At 64.0% G+C, this 17,731-nt stretch carries 14 protein-coding genes and 1 pseudogene; 11 read left to right on the forward strand and 4 right to left on the reverse strand.

Annotation, left to right across the window (positions count from 1 at the left end):
- Positions 1-141 precede the first annotated feature (141 nt).
- The 4 genes and pseudogenes from P6U23_RS15980 to P6U23_RS15995 all read right to left on the reverse strand — a co-directional run bounded on the left by P6U23_RS15980 (position 142) and on the right by P6U23_RS15995 (position 3,934).
- Positions 142-1,578 carry an FAD-binding oxidoreductase gene (locus P6U23_RS15980; RefSeq protein ID WP_407180669.1) on the reverse strand — a complete coding sequence of 479 codons (1,437 nt, stop codon included), beginning with the start codon at positions 1,576-1,578 and terminating at the stop codon, positions 142-144.
- Between the two features lie 25 nt (positions 1,579-1,603).
- A complete protein-coding gene (locus P6U23_RS15985; protein ID WP_407180670.1) occupies positions 1,604-2,533 on the reverse strand; it encodes an alpha-hydroxy acid oxidase in 930 nt (309 codons plus the stop codon).
- Between the two features lie 52 nt (positions 2,534-2,585).
- Positions 2,586-2,849, reverse strand: a pseudogene (locus P6U23_RS15990) (alpha-hydroxy-acid oxidizing protein); the annotation flags it as partial.
- A 113-nt stretch (positions 2,850-2,962) separates the two neighbouring features.
- On the reverse strand, positions 2,963-3,934 hold the full coding sequence (locus tag P6U23_RS15995; protein WP_407180671.1) for a LysR family transcriptional regulator: 972 nt from the start codon (positions 3,932-3,934) through the stop codon (positions 2,963-2,965).
- A 245-nt stretch (positions 3,935-4,179) separates the two neighbouring features.
- Here P6U23_RS15995 and P6U23_RS16000 point away from each other — a divergent pair, with 245 nt between their 5' ends.
- The 11 genes from P6U23_RS16000 (at position 4,180) to P6U23_RS16050 (ending at position 17,727) form a co-directional block, all read left to right on the forward strand.
- Positions 4,180-4,794: a UbiX family flavin prenyltransferase gene (locus P6U23_RS16000; RefSeq protein ID WP_407180672.1), complete on the forward strand. Its 615-nt coding sequence runs from the start codon at positions 4,180-4,182 to the stop codon at positions 4,792-4,794.
- 32 nt (positions 4,795-4,826) lie between these two features.
- Positions 4,827-6,248, forward strand: coding sequence for a UbiD family decarboxylase (locus tag P6U23_RS16005; RefSeq protein WP_407180673.1), 1,422 nt, complete (start codon positions 4,827-4,829; stop codon positions 6,246-6,248).
- An 83-nt stretch (positions 6,249-6,331) separates the two neighbouring features.
- Positions 6,332-7,372 (forward strand): ABC transporter substrate-binding protein, encoded by a 1,041-nt coding sequence (locus P6U23_RS16010; RefSeq protein WP_407180674.1) that lies wholly within the window; start codon positions 6,332-6,334, stop codon positions 7,370-7,372.
- Positions 7,373-7,394: 22 nt separating this feature from the next.
- Positions 7,395-8,234: an ABC transporter ATP-binding protein gene (locus P6U23_RS16015; protein WP_407180675.1), complete on the forward strand. Its 840-nt coding sequence runs from the start codon at positions 7,395-7,397 to the stop codon at positions 8,232-8,234.
- Positions 8,231-8,998, forward strand: coding sequence for an ABC transporter permease (locus P6U23_RS16020; RefSeq protein WP_407180676.1), 768 nt, complete (start codon positions 8,231-8,233; stop codon positions 8,996-8,998). Before P6U23_RS16015 ends, P6U23_RS16020 begins: the two co-directional genes overlap by 4 nt.
- Before the next feature lie 50 nt (positions 8,999-9,048).
- Entirely contained in the window at positions 9,049-10,779 is a 1,731-nt protein-coding gene (locus P6U23_RS16025; protein WP_407180677.1) for a thiamine pyrophosphate-binding protein, read from the forward strand.
- Between the two features lie 94 nt (positions 10,780-10,873).
- Positions 10,874-11,716, forward strand: a complete 843-nt coding sequence (locus tag P6U23_RS16030) for an AraC family transcriptional regulator (RefSeq protein ID WP_407180678.1) — start codon at positions 10,874-10,876, stop codon at positions 11,714-11,716.
- 129 nt (positions 11,717-11,845) lie between these two features.
- Positions 11,846-14,860 (forward strand): xanthine dehydrogenase family protein molybdopterin-binding subunit, encoded by a 3,015-nt coding sequence (locus P6U23_RS16035; protein ID WP_407180679.1) that lies wholly within the window; start codon positions 11,846-11,848, stop codon positions 14,858-14,860.
- On the forward strand, positions 14,857-15,672 hold the full coding sequence (locus P6U23_RS16040) for an FAD binding domain-containing protein (RefSeq protein ID WP_407180680.1): 816 nt from the start codon (positions 14,857-14,859) through the stop codon (positions 15,670-15,672). The genes P6U23_RS16035 and P6U23_RS16040 overlap by 4 nt, the downstream gene beginning before the upstream one ends.
- Positions 15,669-16,187: a (2Fe-2S)-binding protein gene (locus P6U23_RS16045; RefSeq protein ID WP_407180681.1), complete on the forward strand. Its 519-nt coding sequence runs from the start codon at positions 15,669-15,671 to the stop codon at positions 16,185-16,187. The genes P6U23_RS16040 and P6U23_RS16045 overlap by 4 nt, the downstream gene beginning before the upstream one ends.
- On the forward strand, positions 16,180-17,727 hold the full coding sequence (locus P6U23_RS16050; protein WP_407180682.1) for an AMP-binding protein: 1,548 nt from the start codon (positions 16,180-16,182) through the stop codon (positions 17,725-17,727). Before P6U23_RS16045 ends, P6U23_RS16050 begins: the two co-directional genes overlap by 8 nt.
- The last annotated feature ends 4 nt before the right edge of the window (positions 17,728-17,731 follow it).

Genomic DNA, 17,731 nt, shown 5'->3' on the forward strand with positions numbered 1-17,731 from the left:
GCTGGCGCTCGGCGCATCGTTTGACGAGCGGTGGATGCCGATGCGATAGGGGCGCGCAGCATTGCCGCGCCGCGAACAGCCGATATCAGGTGCTTGGCGGAGGTCCGCTGTCCGATGATGAGGGAGCCGCGCTGGCGGCGATTACCCGATCACCTTGCCTGGGTTCATCAAGTTGCCGGGATCAAAGGCCTGCTTGAGAAGCTTGAGCGCGTTCAGCTCTGCCGGTGATTTGTAGCGGAACATCTCCGATCGACGGAGCTGGCCCACGCCGTGCTCTGCGCTGATCGAACCGCCGAGATCCGCGACGATATCGTGGACGATCCGGTTGATTTCGGTACGACGCTCAGCAAACTGACTGGGGCTGATACCGAGCGGCGGCATCGGGTTGTAGTGGATGTTGCCATCGCCGAGATGACCGAAGGCGAAGGGACGGATGCCAGGGATCGCCTCCGCGAGGGCGGCATCGGCGCGTCCGATGAACTCAGGCACCCGCGAGACCGGGACCGAGACGTCGTGCTTGATGCCGGCGCCGCCCGCCTTCTGCGCTTCGGCCTGACCTTCGCGAAGGAGCCAGAGACGCCGGCGCTGCGCCTCCGAATCCGCGAGCACGCCATTGATCACGAGGCCCTTGTCCATCGCTTCCGACAGCATCTGCTCGGTCGGGCCGCGCAGGGCCCCGGGCTCCCCCTGGCCCGCCGCCTCGATAAGCACATACCACGGATATTCCTCGGCAAAGGGCGAGGTCGCTCCCGGCAAGGCCACCAGCACCCATTTCATGCATTCGCGCCGCATCAGCTCGAACGCACTCAGGCTTTCGCCGATATGGCTGCGGGCGAGGTGGAGCAGATCGAGCGCCGCGGCAGGCGTTGGAACTGCAACCAAAGCGGCGACGATGTCGCGTGGTCTCGGGAAAAGCCTCAGCGTGGCCGCCGTGATGACCCCGAGCGTGCCCTCGGCGCCGATGAAGACCTGCTTCAGGTCGTAGCCGGTCGAGTCCTTGCGTAGCGCCCGCAGCCCGCTCCATATGCCGCCGTCGGGAAGTACGACTTCCAGGCCGAGTGTCAGGGCGCGCATATTGCCGTAACGCAGCACCTGCGTTCCGCCCGCATTGGTCGAGAGATTCCCCCCGATCTGGCACGATCCTTCGGAGGCAAGGCTGAGCGGAAATATCCGGTCGATGCCGGCTGCATGCGACTGCACCTCGGCGAGCGTCATTCCTGCCTCGACCGTGATGGTGTCGTTATGGGCGTCGATCGCGCGCAGGGCGCGCATCCGCTCCGGAGAAATGATCACACTGCGGGAATCAACCGGCTGAGCACCGCCCGCGAGACCCGTATTGCCACCTTGGGGCACCATCGGAACGCCAGCCTTCCGACACGCTGTCACGACGGCAGAAAGCTCGGCGGTGGAGCAGGGGCGCGCGACATACCGGGCGCGTCCCCGGAACGCGCCGTCGAAGGAGATGCAATAACGCTCGAGCTCGGCATCCTGCTCGATAAAGCCTTGAGGCCCCAGGATTGCACGCAGGCGCTCGCCAAGATCGTCCGTCAGCATTTCTCCCGTTGCGATGATGTACACGATCGCTGCCTTTCCTTGCGCGCGGTCAGGTGAAATCGAAGGCGCTGCGATGGCGGCGCGTCAGCCTGGTGAGCGCGTCGAGCGACGGCGCACCGACCTGGCCCATCGCGGTCTCTAGCTCTTCCTTCAAGAGTGCGGCAACATAGGCCGCGCCTCTCTCACCGAGTGCACCAAGGCCGAGAAGGAATGCGCGGCCTGCAAACGTGCCGCGGGCTCCGAGCGCAACGGCACGCGCCACGTCCAGGCCCGATCGTATGCCGCTGTCGAACAGGAGCGTGGCTCTCGTTCCGACGCTTGCAGCAATGGCGGGCAGGACATCGATCGCAGCAGGGGCCGCATCGAGCTGGCGACCTCCGTGGTTGGAAACCAGGATGCCATCCACTCCCACTGCAACTGCCTGTCCGGCGTCGGCAGGATGCAGCACGCCTTTCACGATCAGTGCACCCGACCAGGCATCCCGCATCCGTTTCACGGCATCCCATGAAAACGTGCCCTTGATCTGGCTCTGCACGAAGCCGGCGGTCCTTGCCAGGGTCGCCGGCCTTTCGACGTAGCGTTCCATATTGCGAAAGGCCGGCGTGCCCTCTTTGCCCAGCGCCAAGAGCCAGGCTGGCGACGACGCCATATCGAAGAGGGTCTTTGCCGTGGGGCGGAACGGTACGACCAGGCCGTTGCGCAGATCGCGCGGCCGCTTGGAGCGAACCGGTGCATCCAAAGTCGCGGCAAGCACGCGCACGCCGGCCGCCCCGGCCCGCCTGATCAGATCGAAGGTCACGGCGTGGTCGTTTGCCGGCAGGCCATAGAGCTGAAACCAGGCGTAGGGGCCGGCGAGCTCCGCGACGTGCTCGATCGCAGCGGTAGCGAGCGTGCCCGCGATATAGGGAATTCTCGCTTGAGCGGCGGCCGCTGCAAGAATCTTGGTGGCGCCGGGCCAGATGATGCCATCGACTCCCACGGGAAGAAATGCCGATCGGTGCCGCGCAGCGGACGCCGAACAGCTCCACCTCCGTGCTGACCGATTCAGGCGTGCCGTAGCGCGGGATCAATTCGACCGCATCGAGCGCCTGCCGATTGCGCATCGCATTCAAATCGCCACCCGTGCCGCCCTCGAGAAAATCGAAGGCAAAGCGCGGAATCCGGCGGCGGGCGCGGTGCTCAACGTCGTCCAGCGTCGGCAGCCGCCGACGCAGGCGGGCCTCGGGGCTGGTCGCGCTGCCGGCACCCCAGGCCTGCACATGTGGCGATGCGGTGCGGCGGAGATCGCCCGACATGAGAAACGCTCATTGGTTGCGTGACGGCACTCCTCATAGGATGCATCCGGTCATCACCGCAAATAATTAGGGATGATGACTGCGATAGCTTCGGATGATTGCCGGCGGAATGGCTACCGCGATTTGGCGCGCCGCGTCGCTCGGCGCCTTGCACCATCCCCGGAGGCCGGCTGCACATAGTTGCTTGCCGAGGTCGCTGCCTCGACCAGGTCGTGGCGAATGATATCCAGCACGGCTCTCGCGGCGGCCGACACCGTCCGGCGCGGGTGATGCACCCAGGCGATCGATCGAGCGATCCGCGGTTCGGCAAAACGATGTGCTTTCACCCTGCCGTCCGCCAACGATTGCTGAAGCGCAATTGTCGGCAGCACCGTCACCAGATTCGTGGTCGCAATCACATCGCAAACCGCGGGCAGGGTATCGAGCTCCAGCCTAGGCTTCAATTCGATGCCGGCTGCGGCGGCGTGCTCTTCGAGGATCATGCGCAAGCCGTGCCGCTTCGAGGGCATGACCAGGTCGAACTCGGCCAGATGCCCGAACCGCAGATTGGCCGGTGGCTTAATTGGCGCATCCTTTCGACAGGCGAACACCATTTCCTCGTCCATCACATGATGCGCCGCGAGCGAAACCCGCCGGCGCGGCACATTGATCAGCGCAAAGTCGAGCTGTCCGGAGTTCACCCAGTCGGTCAGGGTTTCCGTGTATCCCTCGCAGGCCGAGAGCGTGATCTCCGGATAGAGATGGGCAACCGTTGCGGACGAGCTCGCCATCGTGCTCTGCGCCACCGACGTGATCAGTCCGACCGCCACCCGGCCGGAAATGCGGCCGTTCAGCCGCGCCATTTCCTGCTTGGCATATTCGACATCGCGCACGATCGGGGACACGAGCCGGGAGAATGCCTCGCCGGCGACTGTCAGCGTCATTCCGTGGATGCTGCGCTCGAACAGCTTTTGGCCAAGCTCGGCCTCCAGCTTGGCGATCTGCATGCTGAGCGCCGGCTGCACGATATTGAGCTGCCGGGCGGCGCGGGTGACGTTCCTCTCTTCCGCCAGGCAAAGGAAGTATTGCATCTGCCTGAATTCCATCGGTGTTTCCTTCCTCTCCTGACCACGCGCCGGTGCCTGCGGGTCGCGCCAGGTCAATCATTTAAGATGATTGAGTTTATCATCAATCATTATTTGTTCTGATCTTAGCTTGCCTCTACTGTCCATTCAAACGCTTAGGGCGCGCGCATGCGGCCCAAGCAAACAACGTTCTTGGATCGCTGCGATGGCCTTGCGGACGCTTGGCGTCATTTGCGTCGCGGCATGGGGAGCCGAAGCGAAACGTCATGCAGGATCGGACGCCCACGCGGCTGATTATCGGTATTTCCGGGGCGTCGGGTGTTACCTATGGCGTGCGCCTGCTTCAATTGCTGCGCAATGCCGGCATCGAGACGCACCTCGTGATGTCGAAGACCGCCGAGCAGACCTTTGCCTATGAAACCGACCTGAAGATCGCCGAGGTGAGGGCGCTCGCCGATGTCAGCCATGCCATCGACGACATGGCTGCCTCGATCTCCAGCGGCTCGTTCCGCACGGCGGGGATGATCGTCGCGCCGTGTTCGATGCGATCGATGTCGGAGATCGCGTCCGGCGTCACCACGACGCTCCTGACTCGGGCCGCCGACGTCGTGCTCAAGGAGCGTCGCCGGCTGGTGCTGATGGTCCGCGAGACGCCCCTGCACACGGGCCACCTGCGTACCATGACCGCGCTTTCAGAGATGGGAGCGATCATCGCGCCGCCGGTGCCGGCGTTCTATGCCAAGCCCGACAGCCTGGACGACATGGTCGAGCATACGGTCGGGCGCGTGCTTGACCTGTTCGACATCGACATCGGCGTGGTGCGCCGCTGGGGCGAGGACGAGGCGTTGAAGCGTCGTTCGCTGCGAAAAATTGCTCCCTGATGCTTGAAGAAGACCGCGGAAAGGATCGCAACATGCGGACCGAGAACCTGGCCAGAGCCGCTGCGGCGGAGGCGCCAAAAGATTTGCGCGCGTGGCTCGCCCACCTCGCCGAGCGCGGCAGGCTCGCCGTCGCTCGCGAGGGGGTGGGGCTCGCCGATGAGCTCGCTGCCGTTTCGAAACGACTGGAGCGCGAGCGCGCGGTGTTGTTTCCAAAACCCGGCGGACATGACATCCCGGTGGTCGCCAATCTGTTCGCGGCCCGTGGCTGGGTCGCCGATTCCATCGGCGTCGCCGAGGAACAGTTGCTGACGCGCTTTCTCGCGGCAGCGCGCGAACCGCTGGCGAGCCGTGAGGTGGCAAGCGGACCAGTGCAAGAGATCGTTCACAACGAGGTCGATCTGCTGCGGCAGTTGCCAATTCCGAAACACAACGAGCACGACAGCGGTCCCTACATCACGGCCGGCTTGTTGATAGCGCGCAATCCGCGCAACGGCATTCAGAACGTGTCGATCCATCGCTGCCAGATCAGCGGTCCGAACCGGATCGGCGTTTTGCTGTTGCCTCGGCACACGCTTTCCTATTTCCGCATGGCCGAAGAAGCAGGCGAGGCGCTCGAGATCGCCATCGTCATTGGGGTTCATCCGGCCCTGATCCTGGCGTCGCAGGCGATTGCCGCACTCGACGAGGACGAGATGGGAATTGCCGGCGCGCTGCTCGGCCATCCCGTCGACGTCGTGAAATGCAAGACCAACTCCGTTCGCGTGCCCGCCCATGCGGAGATCGTGATCGAAGGACGGATTCTTCCACGCGTGAGGGAGCCGGAGGGCCCGTTCGGCGAATTTCCCCAGTACTACGGACCGCGTGCGGATCGTGAGGTGATCGAGGTCGACATGATCACCCACCGCACCCAGCCGATCTATCACACCATCGTCGGCGGTGGCTACGAGCATCTCGTGCTCGGTGGCGTACCGCGCGAGGCGACGCTGCTGCAACATTTGCGGCGCAGCTTTCCGAACGTGCTCGATGTCCGCCTCACCCGGGGCGGCACCTGCCGCTATCACCTTGCCGTCAAGATCGACAAAAATGCCGATGGCGAGCCGAAGAACATCATCATGTCCGCCTTCGGCGCCCACTACGACATCAAGCAGGTTGTCGTCGTCGACAAGGACGTCAACATCGGCGATTCCGAGGAGATCGAATGGGCGGTCGCCACCCGCTTCCAGGCGGACCGCGATCTTCTGGTCGTGTCCGGGGCGCTCGGCTCCAAGCTGGATCCGACCACCAATAACGGGATCGGCGCCAAGATGGGGCTCGATGCGACCGTGCCGGTCGCTGCGCCCGAGCTCGATTTCAAGCGCATCCATGTCAAGGGGGAGGAGGATATCGACCTCGCGACGGTTTTGCAGAAGGATCCCAATGCCGCCTTCTCCCGCGTTCTTGCAAGAGCGCGATAGGTAAGGGGCCGATCCCAGCACGTTAACAACGAAGCGCGTCCGCACAACAAGTGGAACGCAGACAATCATTTGGGAGGTGGTTGATGTTTCTTAGGAAGATGATTGGCGCGAGTCTGGTTCTCGGAATCGTGGCAGCATCGAGCGTGGTGCCGGCGCTGGCGGAGGCCGACGAGGTTAAGGTCGCCATCAATAACGTGGTCAGCGACGTCGTCTTTCACCTTGCCGCCGAACGCGGGTTCTTTGCCGAACAGAACCTAAATGTCACGTTGATCAGCTTCGACTCCGGACCGAAAATGATCGCGCCACTGGGCGCAGGGCAGGTTGACGTCGGCGCGGGCGCATCTTCCGCGGGACTCTATAATGCGGTGGCGCGCGGCATCAATGTGAAGGTCGTAGCCGACAAGGGCTCCACGCCAAGCTCTTACGATTACATGCCGCTGCTCGTCCGCAAGGCACTGGTCGACAACGGCACTGTCAAAAGTGTCGCCGACCTGAAAGGAATGAAGTTCGGTGAGGTCGGTCCGGGAGCAGCGACCAATGCAAAGCTCAGCCACATCCTCGGCGGTGCAGGGCTGACCTATAAGGACGTCACCCATAACTATATCAACTATCCCCAGCAGATCGCGGCCTTCACCACGGGCGCGATCGATGCGGCGATCACGACGGAGCCTTCGGTAACCCAGGCGATCAATAGCGGCGTGGCCGTGAAGTTCGTGGCCGATGGCTATCAGGATCAGCAGGTCGCCGTGCTGCTTTATGGCGGCGACTTCATCGCCAAACGTCCCGCGGTCGCCGAGCGCTTCATGATCGCTTACCTGAAAGCGGCGCGGGTCTACAACGATGCCACGGCTGGCGGAAAGTTCACGGGCAAGGGCGTCGACCAGGTGATTCGAACCATCATGAAGAGCACCGGCCTGAAGGATCCGGAGCTGTTTCAGAAGATGGTGCCGAACGGGATCGATCCCGACGGCAGAGTCAACGTGAAGAGCATGGCCGACGATCTGAAGTTCTTTGCCGACAATGGCTATCTGGAGCGGCCGGCCAAGGTCGAGGACGTCGTCGACGCCTCCTTTGCCGAGAAGGCGGTGCAGAAGCTCGGGCCCTACAAGCCCGCCGAGAACTGAGGGCAAACCGCGGGGATACGTCATGGCTATTGCGAGCGTGTTGAACAAGCAGGGACGGCCGGAGCTGGTGCCGTCGACACCGCAGCTTTCGCTCGCGGGTGTCAGCAAGTATTTCGGAACCTCGGGCTTCGTTGCCCTCGACGGCATTACCATCGACATTCGTCAGGGGCAGTTTTTCGTGATCGTCGGCCCGAGCGGTTGTGGCAAGACCACGCTGCTGCGGATCCTGGCCGGACTGGACACGCAGAGCGCGGGCACGGTCGCCGTCAACAGGACCGATGTGAAGCGCCCGGTCAATTCCATGATCTTCCAGGGCGACTCGCTCTTCCCCTGGATGACGGTATTCGACAACGCCGCCTACGGCTTGCGCATGCGGCGCGTTCCCGAGGCGCAGGTCTCCGACGCCGTTCGCTCGTGGCTCGAGCGGATCGGCTTGTGGCGGTTCCGCGACCGCTATCCGAACCAGCTATCGGGCGGCATGCGGCAGCGCGTCTCGATCGTGCGGGCCTTTGCCAACGATCCGGAGATCCTGTTCATGGACGAGCCGTTCTCGGCGCTGGATGAACAGAACAAGCTGCTGCTCCACGAAGAACTGCTGCGGATCTGGGAGGCGACCAAGAAGACGGTCGTGTTCATCACCCACAGCGTGGATGAAGCAGTCACCCTCGGCGACCGCATCATGATCATGACAGCCAACCCCGGGCGCGCGAAGGCGGTCCTCGATGTGCCGTTTCCGCGTCCGCGGAACGTGCTGGAGCTCCGGCAAAAGCCGGCCTATGGCGATCTCGTGTTCCACATCTGGGAGCAATTGCGCGAGGAGGTGCAGCGCGCGCGGCAGCATGCGGAAGGAGAGAAGACATGAGCGCTGAGGTCAAGGGCCGCGACCGGCTGGTCGGAATCGTCACTCCCATCGTCTTGCTGGGGCTCTGGGAGCTCGCCGCGCATTTCAAACTTCTCGACGCACGCTTCTTTCCGCCGCCGTCGGCTATCGTTCACCAGTTTGCTGCGTTGATCGCCTCCGGCGAGCTTGGCACCAATATCCTGGCAAGTCTTAAGCGGCTTGGGCTCGGCATGCTGCTCGGCGGTCTGCCCGCGCTGTTCCTTGGTCTTGCCATGGGCGTATCGCGACCGCTGCGCGCGGCGATCGATCCCTTGATCTCGGCCACCTATCCGATACCGAAGAGCGCCATTCTCCCGCTCGTGCTGCTGATCTTCGGCCTCGGCGAAATGTCGAAGGTGGTCATGGTCGCATTGGGCGCGTTCTATCCGATCATCATCAATACGGTTGTCGGCGTCGCCAATATCGACAAGATCTATCTCGACGTCGGCCACAACTATCGGGCCAGTCGCTGGCAGGTGTTTCGAACCATCGCTTTGCCGGGAGCGCTGCCCTCGATCATGGCCGGCGTCAAATTGGCGGTCGGCATGGGGCTGATCCTGATCGCGATCTCGGAGATGGTCGCCGCAAATGACGGCATCGGCTACATGATCTGGAATGCCTGGCAGGTGCTCACGGTAGACACGATGTATGTCGGGCTTCTGGTGATCGCAGTGCTTGGCTTCCTGTTCTCCGTCGTGCTCGACGAAATCGAACATCGCCTCATTCCCTGGAAGGGCAGGGCGTGACTGCTGGCCGGCTCTCCTTCCTCAAGCCATCGTGAGCTGAACGAGGAGCGATGTTGACGACCTCAGGCCCGCGCAGCGGCGGCGAAATCCTTGTGGATACGCTGAAGATCCACGGCGTGGACACGGTGTTCTGCCTGCCGGGTGAAAGCTTTTTGGCTGCAATCGATGCGCTGGCGGGAGCCGCCAAGGCGATCCGGACCATTGTCGCGCGTCATGAGGCCGGCGCGGCGCACATGGCCGAGGCCTATGGCAAGCTGACCGGCCTGCCGGGCATTTGCTTCGTGACGAGAGGGCCGGGCGCGAGCCACGCAGCGATTGGCGTGCATACCGCCTCGCAGGATTCGACGCCGATGATCCTGTTCATCGGACAGGTCGCCCGCGGCATGCTCGGGCGCGAAGCGTGGCAGGAAGTCGATTTCCGCCAGATGTTCGGTGGGCTGGCCAAGTGGGTCGTCGAGATCGACCGCGCCGAGCGCATCCCGGAATTGGTCAGCCGTGCTTTTCACGTCGCGGTCTCGGGACGGCCGGGACCGGTCGTGGTTTCGCTACCGGAGGACATGCTGTCTGAAGAGGTCGTGGTTGCGGATGCCGGCCCCTTTCAACGCTCCGCGGCACATCCGAGCGCTGATCAGCTCTCGCGTCTTGTTCAGATGATAGACCGTGCCGAGCGGCCGCTTGTCATTGTCGGCGGCGGCGGATGGAATGCGCGTGCCTGCGCGGATCTCAAGGCCTTTGTCGAGACGTTCGAGCTGCCGGTTGTTGCAGGCTTCCGACGACAGGACATCTTCGATAATCGCCACCCAAACTACATCGGCCAGGCCGGGCTCGGTCCGAGCGCGGCCCTGGTGGCGCGTATTCGCAGCGCAGATCTCATCATTGCCGTCGGCGGCCGCCTTGGCGAGACAACGACATCAGGATACAGCCTGTTCGAGGTGCGGCGGCCGGCCCAGCCCTTCGTTCACGTGCACGCCGATCCGAACGAACTCGGCCGTGTCTATCAAGCCGATCTCCTGATCAACGCCGGCATGCCGGAATTCACTGCAGCCCTCGCGCAACTGCGGCCGGACGCGGGATCGGTGTCAAGCTGGAAGGCGCGACGGCAGGCCTGGGTCGCGGCAGGGCGTGCCGAGTTCGTTGCCGATCAGACGCCCGGATCGATGCCGGGGCCGGTCGATCTTGGTCGGGTGATGCTCCATCTGCGCGAGGTGCTGCCCGCGAACAGCATCATTTCGAATGGTGCCGGCAACTACGCCATATGGGTGCACAAATTTCACCGCTATGGCGGCTTCAGGAGCCAACTCGCGCCGACCTCGGGAGCAATGGGCTATGGCCTGCCCGCGGCGATCGCCGCGAAGCTGGTTCATCCCGAGCGCGCGGCTGTCTGTTTTGCCGGTGACGGCTGCTTCTTGATGAGTGCCAACGAACTCGCCACCGCGGTCCGTCATGGCCTTGGCGTCATCGTCATTGTCGTGAACAACGGCATGTACGGCTCGATCCGCATGCATCAGGAGAAGGAATATCCTGGACGGGTGCATGCGACCGCGCTGGACAATCCGGATTTCGTGGCGCTCGCGCGCGCCTTTGGCGCTCATGGCGAGTTGGTCCCTAAGACCGATGACTTTGCCGCGGCGTTTGCGCGGGCCATGGCCTTCGCCGACAAAGAGCGTAAGCCCGCCGTGCTGGAACTCAGGATCGATCCGGAGGCGATCACGCCCACCGCAACGCTCACGCAATTGCGCGAACGCGCGCTGGCCACGCGCGATGTTGCCCCGCAGCCATAATAGCTTACCGTAGGCGCCTCCCGCATTGACAGATCATCCGACCTATGCTGACCGGAAAGGAAGCAACAATAACGACGTCTGAAGGGAGGCCTGGATGTCGACAGCTCTGCGCATCGCTCATGGCGCCTTCGGCCGGGTCGCGCTACTGGATATGGATCGTTCGTTGGTACGCCACGCGCATCCGCATTGCCATGTCCTGCTGAAGGTCGAAGGTGCCGATACACAGTTCCTGGTGGGAGATCGGGTCTACCCGCTGACGGATACCAGCGCCGTCCTCGTCGACGGCTGGAAGCCGCACGCCTACGTTCACGACCCCGCGCGGCCGCGAACCCTCATTCTGGCGCTTTATATCGAACCGGAATGGTTGAAGGAGTTTCGGCCCGGTTGGGCAGCGAGCGGTGCGCCGGGCTTCTTCGAACAGCCTTCCGGTGAGGTTTCGCCGCGGATCCGCCAGCTCACGATGCGGCTTGCCACCGAGATGATGGCGCATCCGGGCTGTGTGCGCGCCCATGAGCAGACTCTCTCGGACCTGATGATCGCGGTGATCGAGCGCTTTACGCCCTGGCGCAGCTTTCCCAGTTCGATCCGCGGCATGAATGCAATGACCTGCGACTGGCGCATCCGGCGCGTAACGGACGCGATGCGCGCAGAGGAGGGAGTCGGCGCCAATGTCGATCAGTATGCGAAGAGAGCGGGGCTGTCGCGCGCGCAATTCTTCCGCCTGTTCGAATCCTCGCTCGGGGTTTCGCCAAAGATCTATCTGAACGTGGTGCGCATGGAGCGGGCGCTCGATGCCGTGATCCACCAGGACACGTCGGTCGCGGATCTCAGTGAGCGCTTCGGCTTTCCCGAGCCCGCGCATTTCACGCGGTTCTTCCGCGATCATGCCGGAGTCAGCCCGCGCGAATTTCGCAATGTCTCGCGCCTTGCCAGTTGATATTGCGGTGCACACTTCCAAATGAGACGATTTGGTAGGTCGTGAGATCGGACGGCATGGCCCGCATGGCCGACATTCTGACAACTGCTCCACGTTGCGTCGGAAAGCGCGACGGGGAGAAGTGTCGGAATGCCCGAGACCGCGGTTCGATCCGCATCATCTGTCGATCAGAACAGGGCTGACGTCCGGCCTTGGGTAGGCCGCTCGATCGAGCGCGTCGAGGATGCCGCACTGCTCACCGGTCGCGGGCGCTTCATCGACGATCTCGGCACGCCGCCCGGCACGCTGCATGCTGCGATCCTGCGCTCCCCGCATGCCCATGCCGATATTGTTTCTGTTGACGCGGAGGCGGCCCGGCGCGCGCCGGGCGTTGCGGCTGTTCTCACCGGCGAGCAGGTCAAGGCGCTGACGTCGAGCCTCGTCGTTGGCGTGAAGGCACCGGTCGAATGCTGGCCGATCGCGATCGATCGCGTGCGCTATGTCGGCGAACCCGTTGCCGTGGTCGTCGCGAGCGATCGCGCACGAGCGGAAGATGCGATCGAATTGATCAACGTCGAATATCGGCCGCGCGCCGCCGTGGTCGATCCCCTCGCGGCGCTTGCGGCCGATGCGCCTGTCCTGCACGACGGCTTCCCCGGCAATCTCGCCAGCGATCGCCGCTTCTCCTACGGCGATCCCGAGCTCGCATTTGGCGAAGCCGCGCATCGCTTTTCGATCGACATCCGATATCCACGCAATTCCTGCACGCCGATCGAGACCTATGGCGTGATCGCCTCGCACGATGCGGCTGAGGATGCCTACGACATCCTCGCCAATTTCCAGGGGCCGTTCAGCATCCACACCGTGATCTCCCGCGCGTTGAAAGTACCCGGCAACCGGCTGCGATTGCGCACGCCGCCGGATTCCGGGGGCAGCTTTGGCGTGAAGCAGGGCGTGTTTCCGTACATCGTGCTGATCGGCGCGGCGTCGCGCGCCGTCGGACGACCCGTGAAGTGGATCGAGGACAGACTGGAGCATCTGAGCGCCTCGGTCTCGGCGACCAACCGCGCGACGACGCTGTCGGCGGCCGTCGCCGCCGACGGCAAGATCATCGCGCTTGATTGGGATCAGGTCGAGGATTGCGGCGCGCATCTGCGCGCGCCCGAGCCGGCAACGCTGTATCGCATGCACGGCAACCTCACCGGTGCCTACGACATTCGCCATGTGAGGGTGCGCAATCGCGTCGTCGTCACCAACAAGACGCCGACCGGGCTCAACCGCGGGTTCGGCGGACCGCAAGTCTATTTCGCGCTCGAGCGCCTGGTGCAGCGGATCGCGATCGGGCTGCGTCTTGATCCGCTCGACGTCATCAAGCGCAATCTCGTTCCGGCCGATGCGTTTCCCTATCGCACGGCGACCGGCGCGCTCCTGGATTCCGGCAACTATCAGGAGGCGATCGCCAGAGGCGTCGAGCAGGGGCGACTCGCGGAACTCAGGACACGACGCGATGAGGCGCGCGCGCAAGACCGCCTTTATGGGATCGGCTTTACCGCTGTCGTCGAGCCCAGCGTCTCCAACATGGGCTACATCACCACCGTTCTCACCGCTGCCGAGCGGCAGAAGGCGGGACCGAAGAATGGAGCGCAAGCAACCGCAACGGTCACAATCGACCCGGTCGGCAGCGTAACGGTCCACGTCGCGTCGGTGCCGCAAGGGCAGGGCCACCGCACCGTGTTGTCGCAGGTGGTGGCCGACGTATTCGGCCTCAAGCCGCAGGACGTGCGCGTCAACACCGAGATCGATACCGCGAAGGATGCCTGGTCGATCGCCTCCGGAAATTATGCGAGCCGGTTTGCCGCCGCTGTGGCCGGCACCGCGAAACTGGCGGCCGAACGCATTGCCGCTCGTCTCGCGCGGGTCGCTGCCAGCCGGCTCAATGTCGAGCCAGCTGATATCGTATTCGGCGAGGGGTTCGTGGCCTCGAAGCGCAACCCGGAAAACAGGATTGCCTTTTCTCGCCTCGCCGCGTTGAGCCATTGGTCGCCGGGCTCCTTGCCCGATGATGCCGGCCAGACCATCCGCGAAACCGTGTTCTGGACGCCGCCGGAGCTGACCGCGCCGGACGATGAGGATCGCATCAACTCATCGCTCTGCCATGGCTTCATCTTCGATTTCTGCGGCGTCGAGATCGATCGCACGACGTTCGAAGTCCGCATCGATCGCTACGTGACCATGCATGACTGCGGCACCATTCTGCATCCGGGCATGGTGAACGGACAGATCCGCGGCGGCTTCGCGCAGGCGCTGGGAGCGGCGCTCTTTGAAGAATACGCCTATGCCGCCGACGGCAGTTTCCTGACCGGAACGTTTGCCGACTATCTGCTGCCGACGACGGCCGAAGTCCCCGAGCCGCAGATCGTTCACATGGAGACGCCGTCACCCTTCACCCCGCTCGGGGCAAAGGGCGTCGGCGAAGGCAACTGCATGTCCACACCGGTGTGCATCGCTAACGCCGTTGCCGATGCACTAGGACTCGCCGACGTGACGTTGCCGCTGGTGCCGGCGAAGCTCGCTGAACTGGTGCGTGGTCCGGAACCCAAACCGCCGGCTGGACAACAGACGGCGGCGCCCGCACGCGAAGGGGACCGTCGGCTGCACGGCGAGGGCAGTGCGTCAGTCAGCGGGACGCCGGAACAGGTCTGGACGATGCTGCTCGATGTCGGGACATTGCAAGCCGTGATCCCCGGATGCCAGCGCGTCGACAAGGTCTCCGACACGCATTTCCGCGCCGACGTCACGCTCGGTATCGGTCCTGTCACCGGCCGCTATCGTGCCGATGTCCAGTTGTTCGATCTTGACCCGCCGCGTGCGGTTACGCTGCGTGGCAGAGCGGAGGGCGCGCTGGGGTTCGGCAGCGCTGAGGGACGCATCACGCTCGAACCCGACGACAAGGGCGGCACGCGGCTGCGCTACGCTTATGACGCGGCGATCGGCGGGAAGGTCGCCAGCATCGGAGGCCGGCTCCTGGACGGCGCCACGCGCGTGATCATCGGACAGTTCTTCGCCGCGCTTGCGCGCAAAGCCGGCGGCGGAGGGCCCGCAAGCGGCTTCTCGCCGATTGCGCTGCTCGGCAAGCTTGCGACCCTGTTCGGGAGGCGACCATGAAACCGGCCGCCTTCGACTATCTCCGGGCCGAATCCGTCAACGAAGTTCTTGAGGGACTTTCGAACGAGGGCGGCAATGCCCGCGTGCTTGCCGGCGGCCAGTCGCTGATGGCGATGCTCAACATGCGCCTCGCCAAGCCAAAACTGCTGATCGACATCATGCGCCTGAAGGAGCTCAACCGCATCGAGGAGCAGGCGGGGGTGGTGACCATCGGCGCTGGCGTGCGCCAGGGCGCCTTGCTCGCATGGCCGGAATTGGCGCGGACACAGCCGCTGCTTGAGCTGGCGTTGCCGTGGGTAGGCCACGTCCAGACACGCAGCCGCGGCACGATTTGCGGTTCGCTCGCACACGCTGACCCGAGCGCCGAGATGCCGCTCGCGCTGGTCGCGCTCGGCGGCGAGGTGCATCTGCGCAATGCGCGGCGGCGTCGACGGGTTGCCGCAAACGAGTTCTTTGTTGGTATGATGGCCACCGCACGGGCAGAGGACGAATTCATCGAGGCCGTATCCTTTCCGGCTCAGGGGCCCGGCAAATGTGCGTTCCGCGAGGTGGCCCGGCGTCACGGCGATTTTGCCATCGTGGCTTGTGCGGCGGTTGCGACTTCGAAAGGCATCCGCTTTGCCGTTGGCGGCGTCGCCGATGTGCCGATGGCGCGGGACTGGCCGCGCCTGGACGGAAGCGCGCTCGACGACGCACTGAACGGCTTTGCCTACGAGCTCGATGCGCGGGACGACGTGCACGCGACCGCGCGGTATCGGCGCGATCTGGTCCGGATCATCGGCCGCGATCTGGTGCGCGAGGTGTTGCAATGACCCGTCTCGGCGCCGATCGCCGGCATCCGATTCGTTTCAAGCTGAACGGCAGGCCGGTTGAAGCCGAGGCCGAGCCGCGCACGCTGCTGTCCGACTTCCTGCGCCAGCAGCTTGGCGCGACGGGAACCCATGTCGGCTGCGAGCATGGGGTTTGCGGCGCCTGCACGGTGATTGTCGATGGCATGCTGACGCGTTCATGCCTGACGCTCGCGGCGCAGGCCGATGGCTGCGAGGTCCGAACCGTCGAGGGGCTCGCTCCGTCGCCAGACCGGCTTGGCATCCTGCAACAGGCGTTCCGCAGTAATCACGCACTGCAGTGCGGCTTCTGCACCGCCGGCATCCTGATGTCGCTCGACGACTATCTGCGCCGGCATCCGATGCCAAGCGAAGCTGATGTCCGCGACCTCCTGAGCGGCCATCTCTGCCGCTGCACCGGCTACACCCCGATCGTCAAGGCGGCGCTGGAAGCAGCCGCCGAACTCGCCACCACCAGCGAAGAGAAGTCAGATGCTTGATCTCGGCAGCAGTTTTGTTGCAAGCGTCGCGCGCGATCCGGATGCGCTTGCAATCGTCGACGGTGAGCTTCGCCTGACTTACCGCCAATGGTATGGCAGGATCTCGTCGCTCGTGGCCTCGTTCGATCGTATGGGGCTGAAGCCCGGTGATCACGTCCTCACCGTGCTGCAGAACCGCTGGGAGGCTGCGACCCTGCACTGGGCCTGTCAGCTTGCGGGACTCGTCATCACCCCGATCAATTGGCGCGCCAAGGCCGACGAACTCGATTTCTGTATCGAGGATGCCGAAGCCTGCGCCGTCTTCTATCAGGATGTTTCCGCGGGCACCGTAAGAGACTCCGCGCGTGCAGCCGGCTTGCGACGCGTTGCGGTCGGCACGAATGCCGACGGCGATCTGGCCTTCGCCGAGATGGTGGAGGGCGACACTGCCGGCGCCCAGCCCCGGGTCGGGGCCGACGCATGGTCGATCATGCTCTACACCTCGGGCACGACATCAAGGCCAAAAGGCGTGCCGCGCCGTCATCGCGCCGAGCGCGCGGCGGCCATCGCCCATGTCGCGCAAAATCTCTATGGCCGCTACGAGCGCACGCTCGGCGTGATGCCGCTCTATCACACCATGGGTGTGCGCTCCTTGCTCGCGATGTCGCTGATCGGCGGCACCTTCGTTTGCCTGCCGCGCTACGACAGCCGCCAGGCGCTGGCCCTTATCGAAGACGAGAAGATCAGCAATCTGTATCTGGTGCCGACGCTCTACCATGACCTCGTTCACCACGAGGCGTTTGCGGCGACCGACGTATCGAGCGTGCGGAAGCTCGGCTTTGCAGGTGCCTCGATGACGGACGGATTGCTCAAGAAGTTGAACGACGTGTTCAAGCCCGAGCTGTTCGTCAATCACTACGGCAGCTCCGAAATCTACACCTTCACGATCGATCAGAACGCCCCTCTCAAACCCGGCTCGGCCGGCAAGGCCGGCGTCAATCAGCACATCAAGGTGGTGCGGACCAACGCTCGTTCCGTGCTCGAACTTGCTGCTCCGGGCGAAGAAGGCGAGATCATTGCCTCGCTTGCCGGCGACGAAGCGTTCGAGGGCTATTGGCGACGGCCCGAGGCCGATGCCAAGGCGCTGCGCGAGGGCTGGTATTTTACCGGCGATACCGGGTTCATCGATGCAGACGGCGATCTGTTTGTTACCGGCCGCGTCGACGACATGATCATCACCGGCGGCGAGAATGTCTCGCCGATCGAAATCGAAAGCTGCCTCTCGCTGCATCCGGCGGTCTCTGAAGTCGCGGTGGTCGGACTCGCCGACGAGAAATGGGGCAAGATCGTCACTGCCTTCGTCAAGCGGAGCCGACCAGTCTCCGAGGCGGAGCTCGAGCAGTTTTGCCGCACATCCGGTCTTGCCAATTTCAAGCGTCCGCGCCGCTACGTCTTTGTCGATGCCATTCCCAAATCGCCGGTCGGCAAGCTGCTGCGGCGTCTGCTTGTCGCCGGGGAATACGAAGCCGAGCATCGGCCTCCTCCCTCGGACGCCGCCTGACCAC

This window comes from Bradyrhizobium sp. STM 3562, assembly GCF_045571435.1.
Lineage (GTDB): Bacteria > Pseudomonadota > Alphaproteobacteria > Rhizobiales > Xanthobacteraceae > Bradyrhizobium.